At 72.2% G+C, this 16,216-nt stretch carries 19 protein-coding genes and 1 tRNA gene; 14 read left to right on the top strand and 6 right to left on the bottom strand.

Features of this window, described 5'->3' with window-relative positions:
- Positions 1-2: 2 nt before the first annotated feature.
- From F4556_RS21025 to F4556_RS20980, 10 genes are all read left to right on the top strand, one after another.
- On the top strand, positions 3-1,382 hold the full coding sequence (locus F4556_RS21025) for an FtsK/SpoIIIE domain-containing protein (RefSeq protein ID WP_184918473.1): 1,380 nt from the start codon (positions 3-5) through the stop codon (positions 1,380-1,382).
- An 82-nt stretch (positions 1,383-1,464) separates the two neighbouring features.
- Positions 1,465-1,671, top strand: a complete 207-nt coding sequence (locus F4556_RS21020) for a hypothetical protein (RefSeq protein ID WP_184918471.1) — start codon at positions 1,465-1,467, stop codon at positions 1,669-1,671.
- A gap of 53 nt (positions 1,672-1,724) precedes the next feature.
- The gene (locus tag F4556_RS21015; RefSeq protein ID WP_184918469.1) at positions 1,725-2,387 is read left to right on the top strand and encodes a DUF2637 domain-containing protein; all 663 of its coding nucleotides are present in this window, start codon (positions 1,725-1,727) and stop codon (positions 2,385-2,387) included.
- 12 nt (positions 2,388-2,399) lie between these two features.
- Positions 2,400-2,597 carry a hypothetical protein gene (locus tag F4556_RS21010; protein WP_184918467.1) on the top strand — a complete coding sequence of 66 codons (198 nt, stop codon included), beginning with the start codon at positions 2,400-2,402 and terminating at the stop codon, positions 2,595-2,597.
- A 23-nt stretch (positions 2,598-2,620) separates the two neighbouring features.
- Positions 2,621-3,154, top strand: coding sequence for a DUF6197 family protein (locus F4556_RS21005; RefSeq protein ID WP_184918465.1), 534 nt, complete (start codon positions 2,621-2,623; stop codon positions 3,152-3,154).
- Positions 3,155-3,229: 75 nt separating this feature from the next.
- On the top strand, positions 3,230-3,772 hold the full coding sequence (locus F4556_RS21000) for a GGDEF domain-containing protein (RefSeq protein WP_184918463.1): 543 nt from the start codon (positions 3,230-3,232) through the stop codon (positions 3,770-3,772).
- A 99-nt stretch (positions 3,773-3,871) separates the two neighbouring features.
- Positions 3,872-4,057, top strand: coding sequence for a hypothetical protein (locus F4556_RS20995; RefSeq protein ID WP_184918461.1), 186 nt, complete (start codon positions 3,872-3,874; stop codon positions 4,055-4,057).
- A 71-nt stretch (positions 4,058-4,128) separates the two neighbouring features.
- Positions 4,129-5,475 carry a replication initiator gene (locus tag F4556_RS20990; protein WP_184918458.1) on the top strand — a complete coding sequence of 449 codons (1,347 nt, stop codon included), beginning with the start codon at positions 4,129-4,131 and terminating at the stop codon, positions 5,473-5,475.
- A gap of 37 nt (positions 5,476-5,512) precedes the next feature.
- On the top strand, positions 5,513-5,647 hold the full coding sequence (locus F4556_RS20985; RefSeq protein WP_221504360.1) for a helix-turn-helix transcriptional regulator: 135 nt from the start codon (positions 5,513-5,515) through the stop codon (positions 5,645-5,647).
- Positions 5,647-7,032, top strand: coding sequence for a tyrosine-type recombinase/integrase (locus F4556_RS20980; RefSeq protein ID WP_184918454.1), 1,386 nt, complete (start codon positions 5,647-5,649; stop codon positions 7,030-7,032). Before F4556_RS20985 ends, F4556_RS20980 begins: the two co-directional genes overlap by 1 nt.
- A 151-nt stretch (positions 7,033-7,183) precedes the next feature.
- Here F4556_RS20980 and F4556_RS20975 read toward each other — a convergent pair.
- Positions 7,184-7,264, bottom strand: a tRNA-Tyr gene (locus F4556_RS20975).
- Positions 7,265-7,481: 217 nt separating this feature from the next.
- Between F4556_RS20975 and F4556_RS20970 the strand changes: the two genes are divergently transcribed.
- Complete coding sequence (locus F4556_RS20970; protein WP_057231451.1) at positions 7,482-7,970, top strand: YajQ family cyclic di-GMP-binding protein; 489 nt, start codon at positions 7,482-7,484, stop codon at positions 7,968-7,970.
- 81 nt (positions 7,971-8,051) lie between these two features.
- Here F4556_RS20970 and F4556_RS20965 read toward each other — a convergent pair whose 3' ends face one another.
- Both F4556_RS20965 and F4556_RS20960 read right to left on the bottom strand, forming a co-directional pair.
- A complete protein-coding gene (locus F4556_RS20965) occupies positions 8,052-8,690 on the bottom strand; it encodes a hypothetical protein (RefSeq protein WP_184918452.1) in 639 nt (212 codons plus the stop codon).
- Between the two features lie 131 nt (positions 8,691-8,821).
- Positions 8,822-9,295, bottom strand: coding sequence for a hypothetical protein (locus tag F4556_RS20960; RefSeq protein WP_184918450.1), 474 nt, complete (start codon positions 9,293-9,295; stop codon positions 8,822-8,824).
- Between the two features lie 111 nt (positions 9,296-9,406).
- Between F4556_RS20960 and mug the strand changes: the two genes are divergently transcribed.
- Positions 9,407-9,985: a G/U mismatch-specific DNA glycosylase gene (gene mug, locus F4556_RS20955; protein ID WP_184918448.1), complete on the top strand. Its 579-nt coding sequence runs from the start codon at positions 9,407-9,409 to the stop codon at positions 9,983-9,985.
- On the opposite strand, the gene F4556_RS20950 is transcribed toward mug, so the two are convergent.
- A complete protein-coding gene (locus tag F4556_RS20950; protein ID WP_184918446.1) occupies positions 9,982-10,893 on the bottom strand; it encodes a LysR family transcriptional regulator in 912 nt (303 codons plus the stop codon). The two genes, mug and F4556_RS20950, sit on opposite strands and share 4 nt — an antisense overlap.
- A 134-nt stretch (positions 10,894-11,027) precedes the next feature.
- Between F4556_RS20950 and F4556_RS20945 the strand changes: the two genes are divergently transcribed.
- On the top strand, positions 11,028-12,113 hold the full coding sequence (locus F4556_RS20945; RefSeq protein WP_184918443.1) for an NADP-dependent oxidoreductase: 1,086 nt from the start codon (positions 11,028-11,030) through the stop codon (positions 12,111-12,113).
- A 5-nt stretch (positions 12,114-12,118) separates the two neighbouring features.
- On the opposite strand, the gene F4556_RS20940 is transcribed toward F4556_RS20945, so the two are convergent.
- Positions 12,119-12,790: a response regulator gene (locus tag F4556_RS20940; RefSeq protein ID WP_184918441.1), complete on the bottom strand. Its 672-nt coding sequence runs from the start codon at positions 12,788-12,790 to the stop codon at positions 12,119-12,121.
- Positions 12,751-14,040, bottom strand: a complete 1,290-nt coding sequence (locus F4556_RS20935; RefSeq protein ID WP_184918439.1) for a sensor histidine kinase — start codon at positions 14,038-14,040, stop codon at positions 12,751-12,753. Before F4556_RS20935 ends, F4556_RS20940 begins: the two co-directional genes overlap by 40 nt.
- A gap of 141 nt (positions 14,041-14,181) precedes the next feature.
- On the opposite strand from F4556_RS20935, the gene F4556_RS20930 reads away from it, so the two are divergent.
- Positions 14,182-16,083 (top strand): FtsX-like permease family protein, encoded by a 1,902-nt coding sequence (locus F4556_RS20930; protein WP_184918437.1) that lies wholly within the window; start codon positions 14,182-14,184, stop codon positions 16,081-16,083.
- Positions 16,084-16,216 lie beyond the last annotated feature (133 nt).

Here is a 16,216-nt window from a genome sequence, read left to right as displayed (position 1 = left end):
CGGTGTCCGCTCTGAGCACCATGCTCCTGGAGCTGGGCCTCCCGACGGCCGGTGTCACCGGGGCCGCTCTCTACGCCAAGGCCCGGCACCCCCGCGCCTACTGGGTCTCGTTCGGCCTGCCGCTGACGCTCGGCCGGATCCGGCGCGACTACGACACCGTGATGGAGTCGTGCGGCCTGACCGTGGAGCCGTCGTTCTGGCGGGCCATGGCGGCTCAGGCCACCAACCGCGAGACCAAGCCCGCCGCTCCGAAGATCCGGGGCGTCCAGGGCTCCTCGACCGGCCTCCGGCTGCGGCTCCGTCTCGCCAGCGGCCAGGAGACCGCCGACGTGGTCAACGCCACCGAGCGCCTTCGCCACGCCTGGGGCGTCCACGCGGTGCACGTCGCCGAGGTCAAGCCCGGTGTGGTGGACCTGCGGATCGTCGGCTTCGACGTGCTCCGTGAGGTCCGGATGCCGCGTGCGGCGAAGTCGGCCGGTCTGCTGCGGGTGCCGGTTGCGCTCCGTTCCGACGGCACCGCGCACATGCGGGACTTCCGGGAGATCGCGCACGGGCTGAACCTCGGTGCCAGCCAGTCCGGGAAATCCATGTACACCCGCAACCTGGTGTACGGCCTCGCCCCGCAACCGGTCGCCCTGGTCGGCATCGACTGCAAGGGCGGCATCGAGCAACTGCCCTTCGCCCGGCGGCTGTCGGCCCTGGCGACCGACCAGAGTGAAGCGCTCGGCCTGCTCCTGGCCCTGCTGGTGGAAATGGACGACCGGTACGACCTGATCCGGGCCTACCAGGGTGTACCCGGCTCGGTCGCCGCCGAAGACGTGACCGCCGATATCTGGGGGCTCCCGGAGAATGTCCGGCCGCTGCCGATCGTGGTCCTGGTGGACGAGATCGCCGAGCTGTTCCTCGTCGGAAGCAAGGCAGACGAACAGCGGCGGAACCAGATCGTCACGGCGCTGATTCGGCTCGCCCAACTCGCCCGCGCCGCAGGCATCTTCCTGGAGATCTCGGGCCAGCGTTTCGGCTCCGACCTGGGCAAGGGGGCAACCATGCTCCGGTCTCAGCTCACCGGCCGGACGGTCCACCGAGTCAACGACCTGGAGAGCGCCAAGATGGGGCTCGGCGACGTGTCCGAAGCCGCGATGCTCGCCGCCACCCGAATCAGCCCCGACATGCCCGGAATGGCCGTCACCGGTGACACCTCCGGCTACTGGTCGCAGATCCGCACTCCGTATCGCTCGCTGGCCGAAGTGGCCTCCCGCTGCGCCGAGTTCGCGTACATGACGCCCACCCTGTTTCGGCTCGCCGCCTTCCGGCCGAGCTCGGCACCGGCTGCTCCCGCGCCGCCGACCCCGGTGCACCTCCCGAGCCAGCTCACCAAGTAGGTCCCTCCACCCGACGGTCGGCGTGACCGCCTCGCGCCAAGTCCCTGCCACGCCCATGCCCAAATCCCGAAGGAGCACTGCCATGAACCGCAAGCAGCCCACCATCGCCGAGATCGGCGCCTTCCTCGCCAACGTCCGGGCCTCCGCCGAGTCCAAGGGCGGCCCCGGTCCGCTCCTCGCCGACAAGGCCGACCTACTGGAGCGCATCGCCGCCCAGAACCCGCACGACCGTGAGGTGGCCCAGGTTGCCCGCGAGGCCCGCGCCGCCGCCGACCACCACCGTCGGTGACCGCCGAGGCCTTCCCGCCCGACCCCGTCCCGACTTCTTGGAGGTGAACCAGCATGCGCCGTCTGCCCGTTCTGGACGCCGTCCTGGTGCAGGCCCTCATCGCCGCCGCGCTGTCCTTCGCCCATCTGCACGACCTGGCCGAAGCCGCCGGGCAGAGCGGCTGGAAGGCGTGGGCCTACCCGATCTCGGTCGATCTGCTCCTGGTCGCCGCCTGGCGCCGACTCCGGGCCCGGATCTCCGTACGGCTCGCCTGGTGCTGGTTCGTCATCGCGCTGACCGCCTCGCTCGGCGCGAACATCGGCACCGCCGGACTGCTCAACCTCGCCGACACCCCGGCCTGGCTTCGGATCATCGTTGCCGGGTGGCCTGCCGCTGCCTTCCTCGGCGGCACGCTGCTCGCCCACACTCCTGCCGCTGATGAAGCGCCGGCGGAACCGGTCGAGGCCGAGGAGGAAGTCCCGGCCCTGTACGTCCAGGAGCCGGACCCGTCACCGCCGCCCGTACCCGAGCTGGTCCGACCTCCGGCGCCCCCTGCTCCGCCCGCTATCAGCGCGACCCCGGCCCCGGTACTCCCGGCCTCCCTGCTCACGCATGCCCGCAAGGTCGCCGACGACCACCGCGCCCGGACCGGCAGCCCGATCGACCCGGCCACCCTGCGCGCTCGGCTCGGCATCAAGGACCCGCTCGCTTCGGCACTCATCGCCGAACTCGCCTGAGAGGCACCACAGATGGACGTCACTCTCCCGTTCACCGTCATCCTGCTGATCGTCGCCTGGCTGCTCTTCCGCCAACTGCGGCTCCGCTGGTGGGTCGTGATCGCCTTCGTCCTCCTCGGCTTCTACCTGGCCGACACCTCGGCCGCCCCGGTCATCGACAAGACCACCCGCGACGGCGTGAAGATCATCAACCAGACCGGCGCCAAGTGACCTCCCAGAAAGGGGAGTTAGCAATGCCGAGCACTCTGATCACTGCACCGCCCCTCGTCACCTGGGACAGCTCCGGGCTGGTCGCCGAGATCGAGGCGTACCTCGCTTCCCTCCCGACCGCAGCTCTGCCGCTGGTGCCGTACGTCTGCCCGTACGGCTCCACGGTGCAGCTCTGGAACGTTGGCCACCCGCTGCCCCGGGTGACGCTGCTCGACCGGATCGCCCGCCGTCCGGCCAGGCCGGTCTCGGTGAGCGTCGCCGATCACCTGCGGCTGACCTCTCGCTACCTGCACCACGCGGGCTGGCTGCAGGGCGCGCTGTGGGACGAGGCGGGCCGGGTCTGCCTCCTCGGTGCCCAAGCCGCCGTCCTGGCCCATGGCTATGGCACCCCGGCGACCGTCAGCCGTGCCCGGAACCAGGTGATGGAGACCCTGCACGCCACCGGCCGGTTCGTCAGCTCGCCGGACATGTTCAACGACGCGCCGACGACCCGTCAGGCCGACGTGCACCACCTGCTCGACCGGGCTGCTGCCCGCGCACTGTCGCTCGGTATCTGACCTCGGTCCCGGGGCGGCCAAGCCGCCAAGCATCCCACCGCCCCCGGTCCGCACCTCCTGGAAGGACCCGCAACGATGGACCTCGCCCCGTACCTGGCCGCCGTCGGCGTCCCGCTCCTCGGCTGGAGCGCTCACACCACGTGGCTGACGCGCCGCCTGGCCACCGCCCGCCGCGACCCGCTGACCGGCTTGCTCACCCGCGACGGCTTCACCTCCCGCGCCGAACGGCTCATCCGCTCCCGCGCCGGCCGAACGACGGTGCTGCTGATCGACCTGGACGACTTCAAGCACGTCAACGACACCTACGGTCACGCCGCCGGTGATGCCGTCCTGGCGGCAACCGCGGACCGGCTCGCCGCGTGGTGCGGCTCTGCCGGTGTGGCTGCTCGCCTGGGCGGTGACGAGTTCGCCGCCATCGTCGTGGACTCGGACGAGCGCCTCGCCGATCTGCACGCCGCCCTGCACGAACCCGTGCCGTTCAAGGGCCAGTTGCTGGACGTCGGCGCGTCCACGGGAGCGTCGCACCCGGCCGCGTTGCTGCTGACCGAAGCGCTCTCCGCCGCCGACCGGGACATGTACACCCGCAAGCCCGACGGCCGTACCGCTCGCCGTCGCTGAGACAGCACAGAGCCCCGGGGCGGCAAAAGCCGCCAAGCATCCCACCGCCCCGGGGCCGCACCTCCTCACGAACCGAAGCCCGATGAAGGAGACCAGCTCATGATGCCCCAGCAGCACCCGCTCAACCCGCGTCGGATCTGCCGCGACTGCCACGGCTTCGGCCGCGCCCACATCGCCACCGGCTCGACTCGGTCCGACGGCACCCGCGACACCCTCCCGGTCAACTGCCAGTCCTGCCAGGGCCTCGGCACCAGCCCGCTCCGCCTGGCCACCTCCCGCGCCTGAACACGCCTGCCCCGGGGCCGGACTCGAACCGGCACGGCCCCGGGGCCCTTCCCTGCTGGAGGTGGACCACCATGACCGCCACAACCGCACCGCCCGTCGCCGACCTCGTCGGCCTGGCCCAACTCGGCACCATGCCCGCCCTGGCCCGTCAGCTCTCCGGCCTCGCCGGATGCACCACCCCCATCCGCCTTCACGGCTGGCGTACCGAGATCAACGAGAGCACCGGCCAGGTGCTGCACCACCTGGAGTCCGCCGCACTCCCCGCCGGCCACTTGCTCGTACGCTGCGGCAACCGCCGCACCACCCGTTGCCCATCCTGTGCCGAGACCTACCGCCGCGACACCTTCCACCTGATCACCGCCGGGCTCACGGGCGGTAAGGGCACCCCGGAGACCGTGGCCACCCACCCCCGGGTCTTCGCCACCTTCACCGCCCCGAGCTTCGGCCCGGTCCACAACCGGCCTGCCTCCGGTCGCTGCCGCTGCGGCATCGCCCACCTGGCGGACGACCCCGTGCTCGGCTCGCCGCTTGATCCCGAGCGCTACGACTACGAAGCCGCGGTGCTCTGGAACGCCCACGCGGGCAAGATCTGGGCCCGCTTCTCGATCCAGCTCCGCCGGGAGGTCGCCAAGCGGGCCGGGCTGACGCAGCGTGAGTTCCGTGACTTCGCCCGGATCTCCTTCGGCAAGGTCGCCGAGTACCAGAAGCGCGGTGCCATCCACTTCCACGCGGTCATCCGCCTCGACGGCCCCGAGGGCGGCTCAGATCTCCCGCCGAGCTGGGCCACGGCCGAACTGCTCACCGACGCGATCCGCGCCGCCGCACAGCGGACCAGCATCCCGGGCCCCGATCTCGACGGCCGCGCGTACGTCTTCGGCTTCGGCAGGCAGTTCGACATCCGCACGATCCGCAGTGCGGACTTCTCCGGCCCTGTCCAGATCACCGAGCGTGCCGTGGCGGCCTACATCGCCAAGTACGCCACCAAGGGCGCCGAGACCGCGACCGGTGCTCTCGACCGCCCGGTCAAGTTCCTCTCCGACATCGCCTACCTCGACGTACCCGAGCACGCTCGCCGCCTCATCCGTACGTGCTGGACCCTCGGCCGTCGTCCCGAGCTGGCCGAGCTGCGGCTCCGGGCCTGGGCCCACATGCTCGGCTTCCGGGGGCACTTCTCCACCAAGACCCGCCGGTACTCGACCACCCTCGGCGAACTCCGCGCCGCCCGCACCGCCTGGCGGCGGGCCCAGACCCTCGAACGTCTCCACGGCCCGGACGCACCGGCCGCCGACGAGACGACCCTCGTCCTCGCCCACTGGGTCTTCGCCGGTACCGGACTCACCAGGGGTGAACGGTGGCTCGCCGCCGCAGTCCAGCCCGCCCCCGGCACGGAGGGGGAACCGACTCGTGCCCAAGCGTGAACTGCTCAAGCTGCCGGCCGTCCTGGACGAGATCGACATGTCCCGCGCCGCCTTCTACCGGATGCAAGCCCGGGGCAAGGGGCCACGCGTCATGAAGCTGCCGAACGGGCAGATCCGGGTGGACCGCGTGGAACTGGATGCCTGGCTGTCCTCCTGTGAGGTGGCTGCCTGATGGGCTCCTCCTTCAAGGTGCAGTTCTGGGAGCACCGGCACCGGCCCGACCGGCGCAAGCCGTACATGGTCCGCTGGACCGTCAACGGGCGGGAGTTCTCGGAGTCGTTCCTGACCAAGACTCAGGCCGACGGCCGCAAGGCCGAGCTGATCACCGCTGCCCGCTCGCTGGAGCCGTTCGACACCGAGAGCGGTCTCCCCCTCTCGGAGCTGCGGGCCCAGAGCGAAGTCACCTTCTACGAGTTCGGCCGCAAGTACGTGAAGGCGCGATGGGACGGCGCTCCGGCCAAGACCCGGACGACCTGGGCAGACGCGCTGGCGACGGTGACCTTCGAGCTGGTCCGCACGAAGGTCGGTCGGCCGGACAAGCGGGTACTGCGGCGGGCGCTCTACAGCTGGGCGTTCAACCCGACGCAGTGGGTCCAGGAGCCCCGGGCCGAGTGGGCGAAGGCACTGGCCTGGGTCGAGCGGCAGTCCATCAACGTGTCGGCTCTGGCCGAGCTCACTGTGGCCCGGCAGCTGCTCGACGCCGCCTCGGTGAAGCTGGACGGCAAGAAGGCCGCGGCTTCGTCGGTCCTCCGGAAACGGCGGATTCTGCATCACGTCCTGGGCCGGGCCGTGGAAGAGAAACTGCTGACGGTCAATCCGATCCCGCTGGTCCAGTGGCAGCCGCCGAAGATCGAAGAAGAGGTCGATCCCGAGTACGTGCTCAGCCCTGAACAGATCACCGCGTCTCTCGCCGAGATCGGTCGTCAGGGTCGGCGCGGGCCCCGGATGGTGGCGTTCTTCGCCTGCCTCTACTACGCCGGGATGCGACCGGCCGAGGTAGTCCACCTGCGGAAGAACCGGTGCGTCCTGCCTGAGGAGGGCTGGGGCAAGCTGAACCTGAACGGCAGCAGCCCTCGGGTCGGGTCGGCCTGGACCGACAGCGGGACCTCCCACGATCCCCGGAGTCTCAAGCACCGGGCCGACAAGGCCACTCGGCCGGTCCCGATCCCTCCCGTGCTGGTGCAGCTGCTCCGCGAGCACATCGAGAAGTACGGCACGGCCCCGGACGGGCGGCTGTTCCAGACCTTCCGGGGCGGCCTGGTCCAGGAGAGCTCGTACGGCGTCGTCTGGTCGAAGGCCCGTGCCGAGGTGCTGACCGCCGAGCAGCAGGAGACGCCGTTGGGCGACCGCCCGTACGACTGGCGGCACGCCGGGATCTCGGGCTGGCTGGCTTCCGGTGTCGCGCCGGCCGAGTGCGCTCGCCGGGCCGGGCACAGCATCGCCGTGCTCCACCGGGTCTATGCGAAGTGCATCCACGGGGATGAGGAGCGGGCCAATCAGCTGATCGGCCAGTGGCTCGACGGCCGCGCTCGGCCGGCCCCTGAGTCTGGTCCGTGACTGGTCCGGAAGTGCTGGTCGGACCTGCGATCCGGGCGAGACAGGGTGAGACAAGCCGCACAAAACGGGTGACTTTTGAGATGAGCACTCGGGCACAACAGAAGGGCCCCTGACCGGCGTTTCCGCTGGTCAGGGGCCCTTCTTTATCCTGTGGCTGGTGCAGGGTTCGAACCTGCGTAGCTTGCGCGGCAGATTTACAGTCTGCTCCCTTTGGCCGCTCGGGCAACCAGCCAGGATGGTGTCTTGCGGGGCGCTGCCCCGTTCGACCTCGTAAACGATACCTGATGGATGGGGGTGCTTCGCCACTTGGTTGGTCACGTGATGATCAAGGGAGTGGGGCGTGGCTGGCGGGGGCGGGCGGGGGTGGGGGTGGATAGGCTTGGGCGGCGCCTGCTCCGTTGGGGTGGGGGCGGACAGTGAAGCCAGAGCATCAAGGAGACCAAGACACCATGGCCGACTCCAGTTTCGACATCGTCTCGAAGGTCGAGTGGCAGGAGGTCGACAACGCGATCAACCAGACCTCCCGCGAGATCGCCACCCGGTTCGACTTCAAGAACGTCGGCGGCGAGGTCAAGCGGTCGGGCGAGAAGATCGAGATGAAGGCCAACGGCGAGGAGCGCGTCAAGGCGATCCTGGACGTGCTGAAGGACAAGTTCATCAAGCGTGGCCTGTCGCTGAAGGCGCTCGACGCGGGTGAGCCGCAGCTCTCCGGCAAGGAGTACCGGATCACCGCGGACGTGAAGGAGGGCATCTCCCAGGACGACGCGAAGAAGGTCGCGAAGATCATCCGCGATGAGGGCCCGAAGGGCGTCAAGGCGCAGGTGCAGGGCGACGAGCTGCGGGTCAGCTCGAAGAGCCGGGACGACCTGCAGACCATTCAGGCGCTGCTCAAGGGCAAGGACCTGGAGTTCGCGATCCAGTTCGTGAACTACCGCTGACGCTGCGACAGCGCCGCCGTCGGGGCCCGGACCGTGCACGGTCCGGGCCCCGACGGGTGTGCGGGTGGATCAGCGGGTGGGTCAGCCCGTGACCAGGGCGGTCGCGGTGGCCACGGTGGCGGTGACGGTGCTGGTGGACAGCGGGGGGACCGCGTCCTTGACGGCCGTCGGGTCCGGTTTGGTGGCGGTGGCCTTGGCGACCAGGTCGGCCGCGGTCTTCTGGACCTGGGCGAGGGCGTCCGCCGGGTTGACCGGCAGCGGCGGGACGATCCGGGTGTCGTTGATCGGGGGCTTCACCGGCAGGTCGGGGACCGGCGGGGCCGGCAGCAGGGCCAGCAGGGACTTCACCGCGGCCTGCAGGTCGGCCAGTTGCTTCTGCAGCGCGGCCGGATCGGGGGCGGCGGAGGTCGCGGAGGTCACCAGCTTGGTGATCTGGCCGAGGACGTCGCCGAGCGAGCCGAGCACCGCGAGGTTCTTCGACGGGTCCGGGAGGGCCGGGAGGTCCGCGCCGCCCGGGGGCTTCACGGGCAGGTCGACCGGGGGCTTGACCGGCAGGTCGGGAGCCGGCGGGACGATCGGGGGCAGGGGGAGCTGGACGAGGGGGCGGATGGTGGTCGCCGCGGCGGTGTCGGCAGCGTTGGCGACGGTGACGGATGTGGTGGTGACCGTGGCGAGGCCAAGGGTTGCGGTCAGCACGACGGCCGTCCAGGTGGCACGCATGGGATGCGCTTCCTCTCAGTGAAGTACAGGCGGAATCGCCTGAGCTTCACGTTGGGCCACCTCACCTGCCCCGGCCACCGGTTGTACGCCGAATGGTCAGGACCCCGGGCGCCGGACGGGTTTTGGCCCGGTCAGCCGGAGCACCAGTCGACCAGGCGCCGGTGCCGGCCGAGCCCGACCGCCTCGAACTCGTCCTGTCCGTGGGTGTGTTGGGCCCCGACCCGGCGCAGCGCCTGGGAGATCGGGCTGCCCTCGGCGGGGAACGGCTGGCCGGTGACCGAGGCGAGCGGGCCGAGCACCACCTTGGCGTCGAACCAGACCGCCGCGTGCTGGGTGCCCTCGCCGCCGAAGAAGTCCGCCTCGACGTAGCCGATCGGACCGGCCTTGGACCAGGCCGCCATCCGGCGGCCGAAGCCGCCGGGGAAGGAGGCGAAGCCGGGCTGGAGGGCGCCGCCGTGCTCGGTGACGGTGTCGAAGAGAAGGTCCGTCATCGGGATCAGCGCCAGTTTCTGTTCGAGTCCGGCGACCCGGGCGACGGGCACTTCGGCCGCCACCACGTCGAGCAGTTCCCGTGATGCGATCAGCGCCTTCAGTTCGTAGGACATCCAGCCATTCTGCGCCTTCCGACAACGGTGCGGGAGCGGATTATCGAACTCGTCGTGTGTTCGAACGGACTCGGCGGCCGGGGTCGTGGTGGGAACGGGCAGACTGGGCGGATGAACGAGGAGAGCGAGTCGACGGTCCGTCAGCTCCGGCCCGGGGCCGAGGAACTGGCGGCGGCTCGGGGCCGGACCGTCCCGGACGTGGTGGCGCCCGGCCTGCGGGTGCTGTTCTGCGGCATCAACCCCGGGCTCTGGTCGGGGGCCACCGGGCAGCACTTCGCCCGGCCGGGCAACCGGTTCTGGCCCGCGCTGCACCGCTCGGGTTTCACGCCCCGTCAGCTCCGGCCGAACGAGCAGCGGGAGTTGCTCGGCTACGGTCTCGGCATCACCAACGTGGTGGCCAGGACCACGGCCAAGGCGGACGAACTCACCGCCGAGGAGTACCGGGTGGGCGGGCAGGCCCTGGTGGAGCGGGTGGCGCGGCTGCGGCCCGAGGTGCTGGCGGTGCTGGGGATCGGGGCGTACCGGACCGCGTTCGGGCGGCGGGGCGCGGTGGTCGGGCGGCAGCCGGAGGGGATCGGCGGGACCGAGGTGTGGGTGCTGCCCAATCCGAGTGGTTTGAACGCTCATTACACGCTGGACGGGATCGCCGAGGAGTTCCGGCGCCTGCGTGAGGCGCTGCCCGGCCGTTAGACGGAGGCCACCAGAGCCGGGGCCGGGGCGGACCGGAGTTCGCGGATCAGTTCGCGGACGGCGGCGGTGCGGGCCAGGGCGGGGGTGGTGACGTAGCCGACCGTACGGGTGGGCGGCTGCGGGCCGAGGGCGGTGACGGCCACGCCGGGCGGGGCGCCGAGCAGGGTGAGTGCGGGCATGATCGACATGCCGAGGCCCTGGGCGACCAGGGAGAGCGTGACGGTGTCGTCCTCGACGTTCACCGTGGCGGCCGGGATCCAGTCCTGGCTGCGCCACCAGTCGCGGGTGTACGAGCCGCAGTTCTCGTCCCAGTCGACCAGCGGCAGGGTGCGCGGCAGCGGGTGGCCGACGGGGTGCGCCAGCGCGTACGGCTCGGTGAACAGGCGGCCCGCGAGGAGGCCGGGCAGGGCCGGGGACGGGGTCTGGCCGGTGGCCGCGTCCAGGGTGGCGATGCCCAGTTCGGCGTGGCCGTCGGCGACTTCGCCGGCCGTGCCGCGGCCGATCTCGCGGACGATCCGCAGCTCCGGCGCGAGACCGGGGTGACGCGCCGTCAGCCGGGCCAGCACGCCGGGCAGCAGGTGGGCGGCGGCGCTGCGGAAGGCGACGATGCGGAGCGGTCCGGTGAGTTCGGCGGTCTGCTGGGCGGCGGCCCGGGTCTCGGTGGCCAGGGTGGCGAGCAGGTGCAGGATCTGGCGGGCGTGGGCGACGGCCTGCGCGCCGGCCGGGGTGGGGCGCGCCCCGTGCCGACCCCGCTCGAACAGCACCGCGCCCAGCTTGCGTTCGCACCCGCGCACGGCGTGCGAGACGGCGGACTGCGACATGCCGAGCGCCGTGGCGGCGGCGGTGAAGCTGCGATCGCGGTCGACGGCGACGAGGATGCGCAGCTCGTGCGGGGCGAGGTCGGTCATCCGGGCAACCTACCCCGGGCCGGCGGCTTCCATGAAGAGCGCTCATGGAACGGCCCCAACCATCGACGCGACCCCCTGCCCGGCCGCGCCTGGCCTCCCTAGCGTGATCATCACACCGAACAGGGAGCCCCACCATGACCCGCACCGCCCGCTTCGTCCACCAGGTCGCCCGCCCGCAGGGCCGCCCCTCCCCCACCGACTTCGCCTTCGTCGAGGCCGCGCTCCCGCCGGTCGAGCCGGGCGGTGCGCTGATCGAGAACCTGTACTTCTCGGTCGATCCGTACATGCGCGAAGTGATGGACTTCGGTGACCTGCACGCCCCCATGGAGGGCCGCGCGCTCGGCCGGGTGGTGGAGTCCCGGTCGGATCATCTGAAGGTCGGCGATCTGGTCGCGCACCGGCTGGGCTGGCGGACCCACGCCCTGCTGAGCCCGGATCAGATCCCGCCGCGCGGCGCGGCACCCGACCCGGGCGGCGTCCAGGTCCGGCTGCGCCGGCCCGGGGTGCCGACGCTCCAGTCGGCCGGGGTCCGGGTGATCAGCCCGCCGGACGGGGTGCCGCTCCGCACGTACCTGAGCCTGCTCGGCGGCACCGGCCTGACGGCGTACGTCGGCCTGACCCGGATCGCCCGGCTGCAGCCCGGCGAGAGCCTGTATGTGAGCGCGGCGGCGGGCGGGGTGGGCACGGCGGTCGGGCAGCTCGCCCGGCTGATGGGCGTCGGCCGGCTGGTCGGCAGCACGGGCTCGGCCGCCAAGGTCCGGCACCTGACCGAACGGCTCGGCTTCGACGCCGCCTTCGACCACCACGAGGGACCGGTCGGCGAGCAGCTGCGCAAGGCCGCCCCCGACGGCCTGGACGTGTACTTCGACAACGTCGGCGGGGACCACCTCGCGGGGGCCATCGACGTGCTGCGGGACGGCGGCCGGATCGCCTGGTGCGGCGCGGTGGCCCAGTACGACGATCCGGCGAACCCGCCCGCCGCGCCGTACAACCTCTACGACGTGGTGAGCAAGAGCCTGCGGCTGGAGGGCTTCCTGGTACGCAACTACCGGGAGGTCCAGGGCGAGTTGGAGGCGTACCTCGCCCCCTACCTGCGCTCGGGCGCACTGGTGCCGGACGAGACCGTGACGGTCGGCTTCGACCGGGCGGTGGACGCCTTCCTCGGGATGCTGGCCGGGGCGAACACCGGCAAGGCGATCGTGCAGGTCGGGGAGGTGTGACCGAGTCAGCCCCGGAGGAAGGTGAGCACCGCGAGCACCCGGCGGTGGCTCTGCTCGGCCGGCGGCAGGTCGAGTTTGGCCAGGATGTTGCCGATGTGCTTGGAGACGGCGGCCTCGGTGACCACCAGTTCCCGGCAGATCGCCGCGTTGGAGCGGCCCTCGGCCATCAGCGCCAGCACCTCGCGCTCACGCGGCGTCAGCCGGGCCAGCGGGTCGCGCCGACGGCCGATCAGCTGCCGGACCACCTCCGGGTCGACCACCGTGCCGCCGTCCGCCACGGTGGCGACGGCGGTCAGGAAGTCCTCGATCTGACCGACCCGGTCCTTCAGCAGGTAGCCCACCCCGGAGCCGTCCCCGGAGTCCAACAGGTCGGCGGCGTAGGACCGTTGGACGTACTGACTGAGCACCAGAACCGGCAGCCCCGGACGGGCCTCGCGGAGTTCGACGGCGGCCCGCAGACCCTCGTCGGCCTGGCCGGGCGGCATCCGGACGTCGGTGACCACCAGGTCCGGGGCGTGTTCGGCCACCGCCGCGCGGAGCGCCCCGGCGTCGCCGACCGCGGCCACCACCCGGTGGCCGAACCGCTCCAACAGGCCGACCAGTCCCTCCCGCAGCAGCACGCTGTCCTCGGCCAGCACTACCCGGAGCGGTGCGGCGGTCGGCTGGTCAGGGTGCATGGGATCTCCAGGCGCAGCAGGGTCGGTCCTCCGGGCGGGCTGCTCACCGTCAGGGTGCCGTCCACCACCGCGAGCCGGTCGGCCAGGCCGGTCAGGCCGGTGCCCCGGGCCGGATCGGCGCCGCCGTGGCCGTCGTCCGACACCTCGACGGCGAGCCGACCGTCAGCGTAACGGCCGGTCAGCCGGGCCCGGTTCGCGCCGCTGTGCTTGGCGATGTTGGCCAGCGCCTCGGCGACCGCGAAGTACCCGGCCGCCTCGACGGCGGGCGGTGGCCGCCCGGGCAGCTCGAAGGCCAGGTCGACCGGGACGGGGGACCGGTCGGCCAGGTCGGCCACCGCCTCCGGCAGGCCCCGGTCGGCCAGCACCTGCGGGTGGATGCCGTTGATCAACTCCCTTAGTTCGGACAGCACTTGACCGACCTCGCGGTGGGCGTCGGCCAGCCGTCCGGCCAGTGGGCTGCCGGTCGGGGCGTCCAGCCGGGCCAGGCCGAGGTTCATCGCCAGGGCCACCAGGCGCTGTTGGGCGCCGTCGTGCAGGTCGCGTTCGATCCGGCGGCGTTCGGCCTCGAAGGCGTCCACCAACCGGGCCCGGGAGCTGACCAGTTCGCCGATCCGGCGGTCCTGCTCGGTCCGGCCCGTGAGGCGGCGGACCAGCGCGGCCCGGCCCATCGCGACGGCCGTCAGGGGGTAGCTCAGGGCCGCCAGCAGGAGCGCGCCGATCAGGGAGAGAGCGAACGCGGTCGGCTGGTCGTGGATCTGCCAGACCTTCAGGACGTTCACCTGCTCACCGTCCAGGGCCAGCAGGGCCGGGGTCGCCAGCAGCCAGACCGGGAGGAGGACCGCGCCGCCGACGGCGGTCAGGTCGATCACCCAGAGCACCAGGGCGGCCAGCGCGGTGCAGCCGAGTTCGCGCCAGGTGGACTGCTCGCGGTAGCGGGTGCGCAGCCACGCCACCAGGCCGGGGCGGTCGGGCTCCCGGTGCGGCGACTCCGCCGGAGGCCGGCCAGGGAGCAGGCGCAGCAGCCGGCGCTCCAGCGCCGCGTACGGCAGCCCGGCGAGAGCGAGCGCGGCCAGCATCGGCAGCCCGACCAGGACCATCACCAGCACGCCCGAGACGATCGCGCTGACCAGCAGGACGACGCAGAGCAGCAGCCCGGACAGCCCGGTGGCCAGCAGGTAGCCGGCCGACCGCCAGGGGCGGGCCGACCGCAGGAAGCCGGGTCCGGTCAGGGCCAGCCAGGGCGCCGCCATCTGCGCCACCTCCGGAGAGTTGGGGACTCGTACCGGGCCACCCTAGGCGGCGGGTTGGGGGCGGGCGGTAGGGCTGGCTCTACCTCTGAGGGTGGGGCTCGGGCTGGTGATCGGGCGGGCCCGGCGCGGTTGGCTCGGGGCATGAGGATGTCGAGGATCGCGTGGAAGTCGCTGCGGGTGCGCTGGGTCTCGTTGACGGGGGCGTTCGTCGCGTTGTCGCTCGGGGTGGCGCTGATGACGGTGATGCTGCTCGGGCTGGCCGCCACCGCCCGGCTGCCGTGGGGCGAGGCAGCGATCGGGCTGAACTCCGCGTTCGGGACGGCGGGCGGGGTGAGCACCTTCGTCGCGGGATTCGTGATCTCCTCCACCTTCTCGTACGTGGTGGCGCAGCGGCAGCGGGAGTTGGGGCTGCTCCGGCTGACCGGGGCGAGCCGGGGGCAGGTCCGGCGGATGGTGCTGTTCGAGGCGCTGGCGCTCGGGGTGGTGGCCTCGGCGGCGGGCTGCGCGCTGGGGGCGGCCGGTGCACCCCGGCTGGGGCGGGAACTGGTCCGGGTCGGCACCGCGCCGGAGGGATTCACCATCGGGACAGGCGGGTTCGGGGCGGAGGGCTGGCCGCTGTACGCCGCGTTCTGGACCGGCCTGCTGGTCGCCGTCGCGGGTGTCGCGGCGGCGGCCCACCGGGCCGGTCGGCTCGGTCCGCTGGACGCGCTGCGCGAGGCGGACGTCAACTCCCGAGTGATGACCGGCGGACGCTGGCTCTGCGGCCTCGGCCTGCTGCTCACGGCGCTGGTGCTGACCGGCACGGCCCTGGTCGACGCCCCGGGCACGCTGCTGCGACGGAAGAACTACACCGTGCAGCCGATGGTGCTGATCTCCGCCTGCGGGCTGCTGACCCCGGTGCTGGCCCGGCCGTTGCTGCACGGCCTCGGGGCGCTGCCGGCTCGGCTGACCTCGTACGCCGGACGGCTGGTCCGGGCGAACGCGCTGGGCGGGGTCCGGCGTACGGGTGCGGTGGCCGCGCCGGTGCTGGTCTCGGTGGCGCTGGCGGGCTCGCTGCTCGGCGGGATGAACACCGTGGCGGCGGGGCGGGCCGCGGAGGCGCGGTCGCAGAGCGCGCCGGATCATGTGGTGACACCGCAACGAGGCACCCGGGTGGAGGAGTTGGTACGTGAGCTGCGGACGGTGCCGGGTGTGGTGGTCGCGCCGAGTGCGCCGACCGTGGTCGCGGTGGTGGAGAGCGACGGGGTGCAGGTGCGGACGGAGGCCAGGGCGGTCGATCCGGCGACGTACGGGAAGGTGTCGCGACTGCCGTTGGTGGCCGGGTCGTTGGCGGGGCTGGACGACGACTCGGTGATCCTGCCCGAGGAGTGGGAGCAGCACACGGTGGGCGCGCCGGTGGAGCTGGTGCTCGCGGACGGGAGCAGGCGGACGCTCCGGGTGGCGGGCGTGCTGCGGGACGGGACCGGGAACAACGGGCTGTACCTGACGGCGCGGAACGCACCCGGTGCCCGGGTCGACCGGATCGAGGTGAGCGGGTCCGGGCCGGGGACGGAGCGTCAGTTGGCGGTGGTGGCGGAGCGGTACCGCGCCGAACTGGTCACCGGGGAACGGTGGTTGGCGACCGCGTATCCGGTTGCGCCGAACCGGGTGTCCTGGCTGCGGGCGGTGCTGGTGCTCGGGCTCGCGCTGGTCTACACGGCGATCGGGCTGGCCAACACGCTGGTCCTGGCGACGGCGGACCGGAAGCGGGAGCTGGCGCAGCTGCGGCTGGCCGGGGCGACCCGTACGCAGGTGATCCGGGTGGTGACGGCGGAGTCGCTGCTCGCGGTGGCAGCGGGGGCGGTGCTCGGCGCGCTGGTCACAGGGGTCAACTTGGGGGGCATGCAGGTTGCGCTGCGGGTGTTGGGGGTGGATCCGCCGTTGGTGGTGCCGTGGCTGGCGGTCGGTGGGGTGGCGGGCGTTTGTGCGGTGATTGCTGTGCCGTGCACGGTGGTTGCGGCAGCTTGGGCGTTGCGGGAGCGGGCGGTGACGGTGGTCGGGTAAGGCAGGGCGCTCAGTCTTACGGTCCAGGGGCTCGGGGAACTGCGAGGAGGTCTGGTGTGCGGGTCAAAAGGCAAAGTGCCTGACCAGCTACGCACGGGTGACCTTTTCTGAGGTCGGCGTCGCAGTTCCCCGA

Source organism: Kitasatospora gansuensis (genome assembly GCF_014203705.1).
GTDB lineage: Bacteria > Actinomycetota > Actinomycetes > Streptomycetales > Streptomycetaceae > Kitasatospora > Kitasatospora gansuensis.
This window is presented reverse-complemented; position numbering and strand designations above follow the sequence as displayed.

Bases quoted from the DNA above. Each gene is read 5' to 3' on its own strand.
- mug (WP_184918448.1), top strand. From the start codon at position 9,407: ATGAACGAGGAGAGCGAGTCGACGGTCCGTCAGCTCCGGCCCGGGGCC.
- F4556_RS20960 (WP_184918450.1), bottom strand. From the start codon at position 9,295: ATGTCCTACGAACTGAAGGCGCTGATCGCATCACGGGAACTGCTCGAC.
- F4556_RS21010 (WP_184918467.1), top strand. From the start codon at position 2,400: ATGGACGTCACTCTCCCGTTCACCGTCATCCTGCTGATCGTCGCCTGG.
- F4556_RS21020 (WP_184918471.1), top strand. From the start codon at position 1,465: ATGAACCGCAAGCAGCCCACCATCGCCGAGATCGGCGCCTTCCTCGCC.
- F4556_RS21000 (WP_184918463.1), top strand. From the start codon at position 3,230: ATGGACCTCGCCCCGTACCTGGCCGCCGTCGGCGTCCCGCTCCTCGGC.
- F4556_RS21015 (WP_184918469.1), top strand. From the start codon at position 1,725: ATGCGCCGTCTGCCCGTTCTGGACGCCGTCCTGGTGCAGGCCCTCATC.
- F4556_RS20995 (WP_184918461.1), top strand. From the start codon at position 3,872: ATGATGCCCCAGCAGCACCCGCTCAACCCGCGTCGGATCTGCCGCGAC.
- F4556_RS20950 (WP_184918446.1), bottom strand. From the start codon at position 10,893: ATGACCGACCTCGCCCCGCACGAGCTGCGCATCCTCGTCGCCGTCGAC.
- F4556_RS20945 (WP_184918443.1), top strand. From the start codon at position 11,028: ATGACCCGCACCGCCCGCTTCGTCCACCAGGTCGCCCGCCCGCAGGGC.
- F4556_RS20940 (WP_184918441.1), bottom strand. From the start codon at position 12,790: ATGCACCCTGACCAGCCGACCGCCGCACCGCTCCGGGTAGTGCTGGCC.
- F4556_RS20935 (WP_184918439.1), bottom strand. From the start codon at position 14,040: ATGGCGGCGCCCTGGCTGGCCCTGACCGGACCCGGCTTCCTGCGGTCG.
- F4556_RS20930 (WP_184918437.1), top strand. From the start codon at position 14,182: ATGAGGATGTCGAGGATCGCGTGGAAGTCGCTGCGGGTGCGCTGGGTC.
- F4556_RS20985 (WP_221504360.1), top strand. From the start codon at position 5,513: ATGTCCCGCGCCGCCTTCTACCGGATGCAAGCCCGGGGCAAGGGGCCA.
- F4556_RS21005 (WP_184918465.1), top strand. From the start codon at position 2,621: ATGCCGAGCACTCTGATCACTGCACCGCCCCTCGTCACCTGGGACAGC.
- F4556_RS20990 (WP_184918458.1), top strand. From the start codon at position 4,129: ATGACCGCCACAACCGCACCGCCCGTCGCCGACCTCGTCGGCCTGGCC.
- F4556_RS20970 (WP_057231451.1), top strand. From the start codon at position 7,482: ATGGCCGACTCCAGTTTCGACATCGTCTCGAAGGTCGAGTGGCAGGAG.
- F4556_RS20980 (WP_184918454.1), top strand. From the start codon at position 5,647: ATGGGCTCCTCCTTCAAGGTGCAGTTCTGGGAGCACCGGCACCGGCCC.
- F4556_RS20965 (WP_184918452.1), bottom strand. From the start codon at position 8,690: ATGCGTGCCACCTGGACGGCCGTCGTGCTGACCGCAACCCTTGGCCTC.